General features: G+C 73.4%; 10 protein-coding genes. 6 read left to right on the top strand and 4 right to left on the bottom strand.

The window, feature by feature from the left end; genetic code table 11:
• Window positions 1-71: 71 nt before the first annotated feature.
• Complete coding sequence (locus tag ACH4VX_RS08720; protein WP_398366632.1) at window positions 72-842, top strand: methyltransferase; 771 nt, start codon at window positions 72-74, stop codon at window positions 840-842.
• Window positions 843-1,131: 289 nt separating this feature from the next.
• Window positions 1,132-1,533 (top strand): DUF3040 domain-containing protein, encoded by a 402-nt coding sequence (locus ACH4VX_RS08715; RefSeq protein WP_398366631.1) that lies wholly within the window; start codon window positions 1,132-1,134, stop codon window positions 1,531-1,533.
• A 229-nt stretch (window positions 1,534-1,762) separates the two neighbouring features.
• Here ACH4VX_RS08715 and ACH4VX_RS08710 read toward each other — a convergent pair whose 3' ends face one another.
• From ACH4VX_RS08710 to ACH4VX_RS08695, 4 genes are all read right to left on the bottom strand, one after another.
• Window positions 1,763-4,099 carry a DUF3488 and DUF4129 domain-containing transglutaminase family protein gene (locus tag ACH4VX_RS08710; RefSeq protein ID WP_398366672.1) on the bottom strand — a complete coding sequence of 779 codons (2,337 nt, stop codon included), beginning with the start codon at window positions 4,097-4,099 and terminating at the stop codon, window positions 1,763-1,765.
• 47 nt (window positions 4,100-4,146) lie between these two features.
• Complete coding sequence (locus ACH4VX_RS08705; RefSeq protein WP_398366630.1) at window positions 4,147-5,529, bottom strand: DUF58 domain-containing protein; 1,383 nt, start codon at window positions 5,527-5,529, stop codon at window positions 4,147-4,149.
• The gene (locus ACH4VX_RS08700; protein ID WP_398366629.1) at window positions 5,529-6,581 is read right to left on the bottom strand and encodes an AAA family ATPase; all 1,053 of its coding nucleotides are present in this window, start codon (window positions 6,579-6,581) and stop codon (window positions 5,529-5,531) included. The genes ACH4VX_RS08705 and ACH4VX_RS08700 overlap by 1 nt, the downstream gene beginning before the upstream one ends.
• Before the next feature lie 260 nt (window positions 6,582-6,841).
• The gene (locus ACH4VX_RS08695) at window positions 6,842-7,390 is read right to left on the bottom strand and encodes a beta-class carbonic anhydrase (protein WP_398366628.1); all 549 of its coding nucleotides are present in this window, start codon (window positions 7,388-7,390) and stop codon (window positions 6,842-6,844) included.
• Between the two features lie 420 nt (window positions 7,391-7,810).
• On the opposite strand from ACH4VX_RS08695, the gene rsmH reads away from it, so the two are divergent.
• From rsmH to ACH4VX_RS08675, 4 genes are all read left to right on the top strand, one after another.
• The gene (gene rsmH, locus ACH4VX_RS08690) at window positions 7,811-8,767 is read left to right on the top strand and encodes a 16S rRNA (cytosine(1402)-N(4))-methyltransferase RsmH (RefSeq protein WP_398366627.1); all 957 of its coding nucleotides are present in this window, start codon (window positions 7,811-7,813) and stop codon (window positions 8,765-8,767) included.
• 75 nt (window positions 8,768-8,842) lie between these two features.
• Entirely contained in the window at window positions 8,843-9,346 is a 504-nt protein-coding gene (locus ACH4VX_RS08685) for a septum formation initiator family protein (protein WP_398366626.1), read from the top strand.
• Between the two features lie 5 nt (window positions 9,347-9,351).
• A complete protein-coding gene (locus ACH4VX_RS08680; RefSeq protein ID WP_398366625.1) occupies window positions 9,352-11,319 on the top strand; it encodes a peptidoglycan D,D-transpeptidase FtsI family protein in 1,968 nt (655 codons plus the stop codon).
• Window positions 11,320-11,543: 224 nt separating this feature from the next.
• Window positions 11,544-13,064 carry a UDP-N-acetylmuramoyl-L-alanyl-D-glutamate--2,6-diaminopimelate ligase gene (locus ACH4VX_RS08675; RefSeq protein ID WP_398366671.1) on the top strand — a complete coding sequence of 507 codons (1,521 nt, stop codon included), beginning with the start codon at window positions 11,544-11,546 and terminating at the stop codon, window positions 13,062-13,064.
• Window position 13,065: the final 1 nt, after the last annotated feature.

Raw genomic sequence — 13,065 nt, 5'->3', positions numbered from 1 at the left:
TACCCGCCAGGGGAGGGAGCCCGATTGCTCCGCCGAGGAAGAGGCGGTGCCGCGCCGAGGAGTCAACTACCGTGTCGGACCCGATGCGGCCCCGTGCCGCCCTCCGTACCGCCGTGGTCTGGGAGGTCCTCCAGGACGCCCTGGAACGCCGGGTCAAGGCGACCGGACGGCAGGCGCTGGACGTCCTCGACACCGGCGGCGGCAGCGGCAACTTCGCGGTGCCCCTCGCCCGGCTCGGTCACCAGGTGACCGTCGTCGACCCCAGCCCCAACGCGCTGTTCGCCCTGGAGCGCCGCGCCGCCGAGGCCGGCGTCGCCGACCGGGTCCGGGGCGTCCAGGGCGACGCCCGGGGCCTCTTCGAGGTGGCCGAGCGCGGTGGCTACGACATCGTGCTGTGCCACGGTGTCCTGGAGTACGTCGACGACCCCGCCGAAGGCGTCCGCAACGCGGTGGCGGCCCTGCGCCCCGACGGCGTCCTCAGCCTGCTCGCCGCGGGCCTCGGCGGCGCCGTGCTCGCCCGCGCCCTCGCGGGTCACTTCACGGAGGCCAAGCAGGCGCTCGACGACCCGGACGGCCGATGGGGCACCGGCGACCCCGTGCCGCGCCGCTTCACCGCCGACCAGCTCACCGCGCTCGTGGAGAGCGCGGGCCTGACGGTCGGCGCCGTGCACGGCGTGCGGGTCTTCGCCGACCTCGTCCCCGGCGTGCTCGTCGACACCGAACCCGGAGCCCTGGACGCGCTGCTGAAGCTGGAGGCCGCGGCGGCCGAGCTCGCCGCCTTCCACTCCGTGGCCACGCAACTTCATGTGCTCGGTGAGACGCGGGGGACCCCGGGGGCCTGAGCGGCTGCCGGGACGCGCCGCTGATCAGCGACGTGTCCGGTGGGCCCCGCCGCGCATGGAGTGCGCCACAGGCCCCCCGAATGGCGGCTTGGCGCCGTATGATCGAGGGAGACCGCCCGGCATGACGGGCCGGCCGCCGGGGAATGAGAAGCCTCAGCGGGCCGGGACGTGATGGCTGGTACCGGTTGGCCAATTGGCGCAGAGGGGCGGGTTTCACGGGGGCGATTCCCTGCCTATCCTGAAGGGACCCCCCGGGTCGCCCCGGCGACTGCACGATGAGGAGGACTCCGTGCCGCTCTCGGAGCACGAGCAGCGCATGCTCGAGCAAATGGAGCGAGCGCTGTACGCCGAAGATCCCAAGTTCGCGACGGCGCTCGAGGGAAGCGGGCTGCGTACGTACACCCGGCGACGGGTCTACCAGGCGGTCGCGGGCTTCCTCGTGGGTATTGCGCTCCTCATGGCCGGTATGGTCGCCCAGCAGGTCTGGCTCAGTGTCGTCGGGTTCCTCGTGATGCTGGGCTGCGCGGTCCTCGCGGTGACCGGCTGGCGCAAGGCACCCAAGCCGGGAGAGCAGGCCGCCGGTGCGACGGGTACGCCGCAGGCGGGGCGCCAGACCAGACAACGCCGGTCCGTCATGGACCGCATAGAGGAACGCTGGCAACGCCGCCGCGACGAGCAGGGCGGCCACTAGCCTCCCACCGAAGAACCCAAGCCCGAGGGGGCGACCACCGACACGGTGGTCGCCCCCTCGGGCTTGCCGCCCCCTCGGGCTTGCCGCCCCCTCGGGCGGCCGCTGTCCTCGTTCCCGTGGGCAGTCGTGCCTCCCCCAGTGCCTCAAGGACCCGGGAGGCCCCGCAAGCGCCGGACCGCGCGACCCACCCCACCCCGGCGGGCCGGTCCGGCCCCGCGGCCGGTGGCGTTCAGCCCTGCTGCCGTGACGGCTTGCGCCAGGTCGGCCGCAGCGCCAGGAGACGCTCCCGGACCCCCGCCCACCAGGCGGACACCGCCCACACCACCCGCACGCTCGACCGCGGAGCCAGCACCGCCCGCACCCGCGCCCACCGGCCGGCCGAGGACCGCAGCCCCGCGGCAACGCCCCGCACCTCGTCCGTCAGACCCACCGCCGGCCGCGGCCGGGGCGCGTACAGGACCTGCTCCACCGCACCGGCCACCCGGTGCACCGACGCTGCCGCACCCGGGCCGAGCCGGCCCAGTCGCACGATCCGGTCCGCCGCCCCGCGCGGGGTCAGCGACTCGTCCGGCGCGATGCCGTGGTCCCACGCCGTGTCGGTCAGCTCGTCCCAGACGGCCAGGACGTACGGCACCGCCTCCGCCTCCGAGCGGCCGTGCCCGCCCAGCCGCACCGCCCGGGTCCTCGCCCGCCACAGCATCGGCGACAGCGGCAGCACCAGCACCGCGAGACCGGCCAGCGCCCACCCCAGCAGCACGTACCACTTCGGTCCGTCGTCGCCCGTGGGCAGGGCCGCCTGCGGCGACTCGCTCTCGCACGCCCCCAGCTTCCTCCGCTCCGCCGTGCAGCTCTCGCTCTCCGAGGGCTCCGCCGACGGCTCCGCGGGCGCGGCCCGGGAGGGCAGGGCCGGATCGGGCACCGTACTGTCCGCGGTGTCCGGCACGGTGTACACCGGCGTCGAACCACGGGTCGGGGTCGGCTCGAACCGGGTCCAGCCCACGCCCTCGAAGTACAGTTCCGGCCAGGCGTGCGCGTCCCGCAGCCCGACCGCGACCGTGCCGTCCGCCTGCGGGGTGCCGGGTGCGAAGCCCACCGCGACCCGCGCCGGTATGCCCAGCGAACGGGCCATCGACGCCATCGCGAACGAGAAGTGCACGCAGAAGCCCTGTCTGTCCCGCAGGAAACGGGCGATCGCCTGCGAGTCGCTGCCGACGTCGACCTGGGTGTCGTACTCGAAGCCGCCGGTCAGTGCGAAGTACTCCTGGAGCTTGACCGCCTGGTCGTAAGCGCTGGTCGCGCCCTCGGTGACCTCGCGGGCGGTGCGGGACACCACGGCCGGCAGCGAGTCCGGCAGCTCGGTGTACTCGCGCTCCAGCGAGGGCGGCGGCTCCGGCGCGTCGGCCAGCTGCTCCGCCGTGGGCTGCACGTGGAGACTGCGCACCTCGTACGTCAGACCGCGGGTGTTCTGCCCGTGGTCGCCGACCAGTGTCATGCCGACGGGTTCGTAGCGCCAGTTGCCCCGGATGCTCACCCCGCTCGGCGGGTACGGCATCGGCAGCCAGTCCTGGGCGTACCAGTCGGCGGTCGAGATCGTCGTGCCGATCTCCGTGCGCCCGATGTCGGTGCCGAGGCCCGGCGGCGTCGGGAACGTGCCGTCGGGGACGGTGGTGATGGACCGCTTCGACGGCTTCCACGTGGTGCCGTCGAAGTCGTCGAGGGAGACGATCCGCAAGTACAGGTCCGACACGTCCGTCAGCTCGGAGCGCACCGACATGACCTGGCGGTCCTCGTCCTGGTTCAGCGAGTTGCGCAGCGACACCAGCGGGTTCACCGCGGAGATGGTGCCGCCCCCGCCGGCGCCCGAGCCGATCCCCGTGCCGGCGGGGTCGAGCAGGCCGCCGTTCATCGCGGGCAGGCCGAGCGGCACCACCAGGGCGATGCCCAGCGCGACCGCACCGATCCGCCGCCCGGTACGCACCGGGGCGACGGCGCCGGGCGAGTCCCCGCCCGGGCCCGGCGCCCCGCCGAACACGCGTCCCCACTGGGAGAGCCGGTCCCGGCCCTCGGCGAGCAGCAGCGTCAGATAGCCGGCCGCCGCCAGCAGGAACCACAGCCAGTCGATGCCGTTGTCGGCCAGCCCCGCCGCCACCGAGTACAGGGCGAGCAGCGGCAGCCCGGCCGGGGCCGCGCTGCGGAAGGTCACCGCGAGGGTGTCCACCAGCAGCCCGATCACCAGCACGCCGCCGACCAGCATCAGCCGGATGCCGTCGGACAGCGGCGCCGGGATCGCGTACCGGCTGACGTCGTTCCCGCCCTGATCCAGCAGCTCGGCGAAGAAACGGAAGGCGTCCGGCCCGGGTATCAGCCCGGCGAAGGCGTGCTCACGCGCGAACACCAGGGTCAACAGCACCAGCGTCACCAGGAACTGCGCCGCCACCGTCAGCGGACGCGCCAGCGGCACCCGCCGGGCCGCCGCGCCCACGCCCGACTGGACCGCCAGCAGAAACGCCGCCTGGAGGATCCAGGTCGCCGGGTCGACCAGCGGCAGCAGGGCGCACGCCGCCATCAGTGTGGCCGCCCACGCGCACAGCGCCAGCCTCGCCCGTCCGCTGATCACGGCCCCTCCCCACCGCTCGCCGCGGCCAGGCCCGAACGCTCCCGGTCCGCCTGCCGCCACAGCTCCTCCAGCGAGGCGCCCCGCGGCACGCCCAGCGCCGTCCAGCCCGCCTCGCGCAGCATCCGCAGCCACTCCCCGCGCCTGTCCGACGCACCGGGCACATCGGCCGGTTCCCGCAGCCAGGTCCCACTGTCCAGCAGGAAGGCGAGTGCGCCTCCGCCGCGCTGCCGCATCCGGGCGAGCACCGCGGCCTGCTCCTCGTCCAGGTCGCCGAGGAAGGCGACCAGCAGCCCCTCGTTCCCGCCGCGCAGCACGTCGTAGGCGCGGGACAGGCCCTCCTCGTCGGAGTGGTCCACCACGGCGAGGGTGTCCATCATCAGCCCGGCCGCGTCCGCCGACTCCTGGTTCACCCCCGCGAACCCGCCGGAACCCTCGCCCGGCACCGAGGTGCCGGTGTCGGTCAGCAGCCGCACCGAGAAACCGCGCTCCAGCATGTGCACCAGCACGGAGGCCGCACCGGACACCGCCCACTCGAACGCCGAGTCCGGTCCGGCGCCCGCGTAGGCGATGGCCCGGGTGTCGAGGAGCACCGTGCACCGGGCGCGCTGCGGCTGTTCCTCGCGGCGCACCATCAGCTCGCCGTAGCGGGCGGTGGAGCGCCAGTGCACCCGGCGCAGGTCGTCGCCGTAGCGGTAGCCGCGCGGGATCACGTCGTCCTCACCGGCCAGCGCCAGCGAGCGCTGCCGCCCGTCGCCGTACCCCATCGCCTCGCCGCTCAGCCGCACCGGCGGCAGCGGCTCCACGCGCGGGATCACCGTCAGCGTGTCGTACGTGGAGAAGGACCGGGTCAGCTCGCACATCCCGAACGGGTCGGACAGCCGCAGCTGCAGCGGGCCCAGCGGATAGCGGCCGCGCAGATCGGAGCGGACCCGGTAGGACACCTCGCGGCGCCCGCCCGCCTCCACCCGGTCCAGGACGAACCGCGGGCGCGGTCCGAGCACGTAGGGCACCCGGTCCTGGAGCATCAGCAGGCCCGTGGGCAGCCGCGAGACGTTCTCCATCCGCAGATGCACCCGCGCCTCGGAGCCGACGGGCACCCGCCCGGGGGAGAGCCGACGGCTGCCGGCGACCCGGTAGCGGGTGCGGTAGAGCACGGCCGCGCACACCAGCGGAAGCACCGCGAGCAGCAGCCCGACCCGCAGCAGATCGCTCTGCCCCAGCACGTACGCGCAGATCGCGGCGGCCACGCCGGCGGCCAGGAAGGAGCGACCGCGGGTGGTGAGACCGGCCAGGGCCGTCCTGACGCCGCTCCGGTCGCCCCGGTCGCCCCGGTCGCCCTCCGCGTGGACGGCGCCCGCGGTGGTGCCAGCGGTGGTCATCACAGCCTCCGGGGCGGCTGCTGGCCGAACTCCGGACCGCCGTGGCCGAGGCCGCTCTGCCGCGGGGCGCCCGCGGGCGCCTGGGGGCGGTCCGCGGGCACCGGGGTGCGCTGGAGGATTTCCTGCACCACCTGCTCGGCGGTCCGGCGGTTGAGCTGGGCCTGGGCGGTGGGCAGCAGCCGGTGGGCGAGGACGGCCACGGCGAGTGCCTGCACGTCGTCCGGCAGTGCGTAGTCCCGGCCGCCGAGGGCCGCCGCCGCCTTCGCCGCGCGCAGCAGGTGCAGCGTCGCGCGCGGCGAGGCACCGAGTCTGAGATCGGGGTGCGTGCGGGTGGCGGCGACCAGGTCCACCACGTACCGGCGGATCGGTCCGGCCACGTACACGTCGCGCACCGCCTCGATCAGCTTCAGGATCTCGTGCGCGTGCGCCACCGGCTGGAGATCATCCAGCGGGGAGACGCCGCCGTGCACGTCCAGCATCTGCAGCTCGGCCTCCGGGCTCGGGTAGCCGACCGAGACGCGGGCCATGAAGCGGTCGCGCTGGGCCTCCGGCAGAGGGTAGGTGCCCTCCATCTCGACCGGGTTCTGCGTCGCCACGACCATGAACGGGCTGGGCAGTTCGTAGGTCTTGCCGTCGATGGTGACCTGGCGCTCCTCCATCGACTCCAGCAGCGCGGACTGCGTCTTCGGCGACGCGCGGTTGATCTCGTCGCCGATCACCACCTGCGCGAAGATGGCGCCCGGTTTGAACTCGAAGTCACGGCCCTGCTGGTCCCAGATGGACACACCGGTGATGTCCGAGGGCAGCAGGTCCGGCGTGAACTGGATCCGCCGCACCGAACAGTCGATGGACCGTGCCAGTGCCTTGGCCAGCATCGTCTTGCCGACTCCCGGGACATCCTCGATGAGCAGATGTCCCTCGGCGAGCAGCACGGTCAGCGAGAGCCGTACGACCTCGGGCTTTCCCTCGATCACGCCTTCCACCGAATTCCGCACGCGCTCCACCACGGCGGTCAGATCAGTGAGGCTCGCTCGATCGTCATAGGTCGTCACCCGGCCCTCCTCGGCCCTTCCCCGCGCTCCGCATGGAGCGGGGGACCCCAAATGTCCGGGCCGACGCCTTGCTGCGCGGACCGGCCCACCCCGAATCACGGACACCACGCGGGAAAAGTTCCGCGTGACACCACTCCCGCATTCTTGCCGCCGTTACCGATTCGTGTCACTCGCCTGTGGACAACTGACAGCGATACGTCAGGTCTTACGACGTCGGACGGAGTCCGGAGTCCAGGTTTTCTCCGGGGCGGGCAGCCAGGTCAGGCGGGGTCGATCTCGCGCAGCAGGCCCGACTTCACGTCGAAGACGAAGCCGCGCACGTCGTCGGTGTGCAGCAGGAACGGCGAGGTGCGCACGCGCTGCATCGACTGCCGCACATCCTGGTCGACGTCCCGGAAGGCCTCCACGGCCCAGCCGGGACGCTGGCCCACCTCCATCTCCAGCTCGTGCCGGAACTCCTCGGTGATGGACTCCAGACCGCAGCCGGTGTGGTGGATGAGGACCACGCTGCGGGTGCCCAGCGCCCGCTGGCTGATGGTCAGCGAGCGGATCACGTCATCGGTGACGACGCCGCCCGCGTTGCGGATGGTGTGGCAGTCGCCGAGCGACAGACCCAGCGCGTCGTGCAGGTCGAGACGGGCGTCCATACAGGCCACCACGGCGACGTGGAGCACCGGGCGGGCGTCCATCCCGGGGTCGGTGAAGGCGGCCGCGTACTGCTGGTTGGCGTCGACCAGACGGTCGGTGACCGTGCCGTGGCCGGTGGAGGCGTTCTGGGGGCCGGTGGGAACCGATGCGGAAGTCGTCATACCCATGACGTTACTGGTCACCAGGGGATCAGGCCCGCTGTGAGAGGCGACAAAGAACGCCAGCCGACCTTGGTGTGAGGTAACCCACAGGGGTGGTGTGAGCCCCCTCCTACGGGTGATGTGTCCGATCCGCCCCTTGACCCGCCGCACGGGGCCGCGACGCGCAGGCCGGTTGATTGACCGGGCGGAACCGTGGACTAAAGTGACGCGGAGCGGGAGGCGCGCGCGCCCACCGCGACTGGATTTCCCCGGATCCCCCGGCGACGACCGGGGGATCTCCCCGCGTGCGCGGCGCGCACGTACGGCTCGGCCTCCTCCCGCCGCCGCCCGGCCGACGCCTGACGGCGCCGGCCGTCCCTCACCGGGGGAGGGCGGGAACCCGGCGGTGCGTGAGCGCCACGCCGGATTTGAGAGGGCCACTTGAGCCAGAGTCGACACGTCCCGGTGATGCTCCAGCGGTGCCTGGACCTGTTGGCGCCCGCCCTGGAACGGCCGGGAGCGGTGGTGGTCGACTGCACGCTCGGGCTCGGCGGCCACAGCGAGGCCCTGCTCCGGCGGTTCCCCGAGGCCCGGCTCGTCGCCCTGGACCGCGACAAGGAGGCCCTGCGGCTGTCCGGCGAGCGGCTCGCCCCCTTCGGCGACCGGGCCACCCTGGTGCACGCCGTCTACGACGAGCTCCCCGAGGTCCTCGACCGGCTCGGTGTCCCGCGCGTACGGGGCGTCCTGTTCGACCTCGGGGTGTCCTCCATGCAGCTCGACGAGGCCGACCGCGGCTTCGCCTACGCCCAGGACGCCCCCCTCGACATGCGCATGGACCAGACGACCGGCGTCAGCGCCGCCGAGGTCCTCAACACCTACCCGCCCGGCGAACTCGTCCGCGTCCTGCGTGCCTACGGCGAGGAGAAGCAGGCCAAGCGGATCGTGTCCGCCGTCGTGCGCGAGCGCGAGAGGGAGCCGTTCACCAACAGCGCGCGCCTGGTCGAGCTGATCCGCGACGCGCTGCCGCAGGCCGCCAAGCGCACCGGCGGCAACCCGGCCAAGCGCACCTTCCAAGCCCTGCGGATCGAGGTCAACGGCGAGCTGTCGGTGCTGGAGCGGGCGGTCCCGGCGGCCGTGAAGGCCCTCGACGTCGGGGGACGGATCGCGGTGCTGTCGTACCACTCCCTGGAGGACCGGCTCGTCAAGCAGGTGTTCGCGGCCGGCGCCGCCACCACCGCCCCGCCCGGGCTCCCGGTCGTCCCCGAGCGCTACCAGCCCCGGCTCAAGCTGCTCACGCGCGGTGCCGAACTTCCCACCGAGGAGGAGATCGCCGAGAACCGGCGCGCGGCCCCCGCGCGGCTGCGCGGCGCCGAGCGGATCAGGGAGGACGTCGATTGAGGCACAGGCGGCGCACGAGGCGGGTGACGGACGGCCGGGCGTACGGGTGGGAAAAGCGAACTCAGGGGAGCGTGAGTGAGTAGGAAACCCGAACCGAAGGGGCGGCCCGAGCTGAAGGGGAGGGCGGCCCGGCTCGCCCGGCTCCTGCCCACCGGGCGCGCCCAGGCGGCGCGCACCCCCTTCGTCCTCCTCGTCGTCGTCCTCCTCGGCGGCGGTCTGATCGGCCTCCTGGTGCTGAACTCCGCCCTCAGCGAGGGCGCGTTCCAGCTCGACGACCTCCAGCGGGAGACCAAGAACCTCACCGACGAGGAACAGGCCCTGCAGCGGGACATCGACGCCTACTCCGCCCCCGACGCCCTCCAGCGCCGCGCCCGCGAGCTCGGCATGGTGCCCGGCGGCGACCCCGCCTTCCTCGGCACCGACGGCAAGGTCAAGGGCGTGCCCGGCGCGGTCTCCGCCGCCCGCGCCCCCCTGGTCCTCGCGCCCGAGGCGCTGGCCACCGCGACGGTCCCGCCGCCCACCACGGCGCCGAGCCCGGCCGCCACACCCACGCCCTCCTCATCGACCCCCGGCAGGTGACGGAAGTGTCCGACAGGGAACCGCCCCGCCGCCGGGTGCCCGGCCCCGCCCGGCCCGCCCGCCCGGCCGCCGGACAGCGCCCCGGCCCCGGCGCCCGCCCGGCCCGCAGGCCCGCGGGACCCCGCTCCGCGCCCCCGAAGGTCATCCGGCTGGGCAGCCCTCGGCCCCGGCTGCGTCTGGTCGGCGTGACCCTGACCCTGGTCCTGCTCGCCTTCGTCGTACGCCTGTTCCAGGTGCAGGCCGTCGACGCGAGCACCTACGCGGCCAAGGCCGACCAGAACCGCTACGTCGGCCAGGTGCTGGAGGCCGAGCGCGGCGGGATCACCGACCGCCACGGCGTGGCCCTGGCGACCACCGAGGACGCCTACGACATCACGGCCGACCCCACGATGTTCGCCCCGGACGAGCTGGAGATCGCCGACGGCCCCGAGCAGGCCGCCGCCCTCCTCGCCCCGATCCTCGGCCAGGACCAGGACAAGCTGGTCGAGAAGCTGCGCCCGGGGAACAAGGCCCTGCGCTACGTCAAACTGGCCGGTCGCCAGACCCCGCAGACCTGGAAGCAGATCAAGGACCTCAAGGCCGCGCTCGCCAAGAAGGCGGAGAGCACAGGGAACGCCGACTCCACCGCCAACGTCCTGGCCGGCGTCTTCTCCGTGCCCACCAGCAAGCGGGTGTACCCCAACAACGAGCTCGCCGCCGGGATACTGGGCTGGGTCAACGCCGAGGGCAAGGGCGGCGGCGGCGTCGAGCTCCAGCTCGACAAGCGGCTCGCCGGCGAGAACGGCAAGATCCGTTACGCCCAGTCCGGCGGCCGCCTCGTCCCGACCGCGGGCTCCACCGAGACCCCGGCCGTGTCCGGCAGCGACGTCGAGCTCACCATCGACCGCGACATCCAGTGGGCCGCGCAGAACGCCATCAGCGAGCAGGTGAAGGAGTCCGCGGCCGACCGCGGCTACGTCATCGTCCAGGACACCCGCACCGGCGAGGTCCTCGCGATGGCCAACGCGCCCGGCTTCGACCCGGGCGACCTCTCCGAGGCCGACCCGGAGGCGCTCGGCAACGCGGCCGTCCAGGACGCCTTCGAACCCGGCTCCACCGCCAAGGTGCTCTCCATGGCGGCGGTCCTCGAGGAGAACGCCGCCACCCCCACCACACATGTCGTCGTGCCCAACCGGCTGCACCGCGGCGACAGGCTCTTCAAGGACGACATCGACCACCCGACCTGGCACCTGACGCTCAACGGCGTACTCGCCAAGTCCAGCAACATCGGCACCATCCTCGCCACCGGCCAGCTCGGCAGGACCCAGGCCCAGGCCAACAGGGTCCTCTACAAGTACCTGCGCAAGTTCGGCCTCGGCAGTCATACCGGGCTCGGCTTCCCCGGCGAGACCAAGGGCATCCTCGCCCCGCCGGACGAGTGGTCCACCTCGCAGCAGTACACGATCCCTTTCGGCCAGGGCGTGTCCGTCAACGCCATGCAGGCCGCGTCGGTCTACTCGACCATCGCCAACGGCGGCGTCCGGGTCGAACCCACCCTCGTACGCGGCTCCAAGGGCCCCGACGGACGCTTCACCCCCGCCCCGGAGCCCGAGAGGAGCAGGGTCGTCAGCGAGAAGACGGCGAAGACGCTCGCCCGGATGCTGGAGTCGGTCGTCGACGACGAGGAGGGCACCGGCACCAGGGCGCGCATCCCGGGCTACCGGGTCGCGGGGAAGACGGGTACGGCGAACCGCGTGGATCCGGCCACCGGCAAGTACCACGGCTACACCTCGTCCTTCGCCGGCTTCGCCCCTGCCGACAAGCCCAGGATCACCGTCTACTGCGTCATCCAGAACGCCACCGAGGGCAGCTACTTCGGCGGCCAGATCTGCGGACCCGTGTACAAGCAGGTCATGGAGTTCGCCCTGAAGACCCTTCAGGTGCCGCCGACCGGCGCCGCCCCCGCCGACCTCCCGGTCACCTTCAAGCCCTGACCCGTACCGAGCACCGAGCCACCAGGAACCACCCCGTGACGACGATCACCCCCGACCCCGGGAACCAGAACACCCCCCGTCCCTCGTCCACCCGTCACCCACCGCCGCCCCCGCCGGACCACGCTGCGCGCGGGCCCCTCTTTACCCCTCCGGCCGGTACGCCCGGTACGCTCACCGCCGTGCCACACGCCGATCAGTCCCAAACCACCCAGAAGGGCCACCCCGTGACATATCCGGGACCGCCCCGTCCGGTTCAGGTCTCCGCCACATCCCTCGCGGAACTCGCCGGTCAGCTGGGTGCCCCCGCACCGGAACGGGCCGCCGAGGTCACGGGCATCACCCATGACTCGCGCGCCGTCCGCCCCGGCGACCTGTACGCCGCCCTCCCGGGCGCCCGCGCCCACGGCGCCGACTTCGTCACCCAGGCCGCCGGTCTCGGCGCGGTCGCCGTGCTGACCGACCCGTCCGGCGCCGGGCGCGTCGCCGCGGCCGGACTGCCGGCGCTGGTGGTCGACGACCCGCGCGCGCGGATGGGCGAGCTGGCGGCCACCATCTACGGCCACCCGGGCCGCGATCTGCTGCAGATCGGCATCACCGGCACCTCCGGCAAGACCACCACCGCCTACCTCGTCGAGGGCGGGCTGAGGACGGTCCACAGCACGGGACTCATCGGCACCGTCGAGATGCGCATCGGCGACGAGCGCATCAAGTCCGAGCGCACCACGCCCGAGGCCACCGACCTCCAGGCCCTGTTCGCCGTCATGCGCGAGCGCGGCACCGACGCGGTCGCCATGGAGGTGTCCAGCCACGCCCTGGTCCTCGGCCGGGTCGACGGCTGCGTCTTCGACATCGCCGTCTTCACCAACCTCAGCCCGGAACACATGGAGTTCCACTCCGACATGGAGGACTACTTCCGGGCCAAGGCGCAGCTGTTCACGCCGAGGCGCAGCCGACTCGGCGTGGTCAACGCGGACGACGAGTACGGCCGCCGGCTCGCCAAGGAGGCCGGCGTCCCGGTCGTCACCTACTCCGCCGAGGGCCACCCCGACGCCGACTGGCGCGCCGAGGACGTCGAGGTCGGCCCGATGGACTCGACGTTCACCGTGATCGGCCCCGAGGGCGAGCGGATCGGCGCCAGGTCGCCGCTGCCGGGGCCCTTCAACGTGGCCAACACCCTCGCCGCGATCGTCGCCCTCGCCGCCGCCGGACTCGACCCGCAGGCCGCCGCCGACGGCGTCGCCGCGGTACCGGGCGTGCCGGGCCGGCTGGAGCGCGTGGACGCCGGACAGCCGTACCTCGCGGTGGTGGACTACGCCCACAAGACCGACGCCGTGGAATCGGTGCTGCGCGCCCTGCGCAAGGTCACCGAGGGCCAGGTGCACGTCGTGCTGGGGTGCGGCGGCGACCGCGACAAGACCAAGCGGGTGCCCATGGGCGCCGCCGCCGCGCGGCTCGCCGACACCGCCGTACTGACCTCCGACAACCCCCGCTCCGAGGACCCCCTCGCGATCCTCGCCACCATGCTCCACGGCGCCGCCTCCGTGCCCGCCCACGAGCGCGGCGAGGTGCAGGTCTTCGAGGACCGGGCCGCCGCGATCGCCGCCGCCGTGGCCCGGGCACGGCCCGGTGACACGGTGCTGGTCGCGGGCAAGGGTCATGAGCAGGGGCAGGACATCGCCGGGGTGGTGCGTCCCTTCGACGACCGCCAGGTGCTTCGGGAAGCCATCAAGAAAACCCAGGGATGAA

The sequence above is a fragment of the Streptomyces sp. NPDC020731 genome (assembly GCF_044334705.1).
GTDB lineage: Bacteria > Actinomycetota > Actinomycetes > Streptomycetales > Streptomycetaceae > Streptomyces.
Note: the sequence above shows the minus strand (reverse complement) of the source record. Positions and strands in the feature narration are given on the sequence as shown.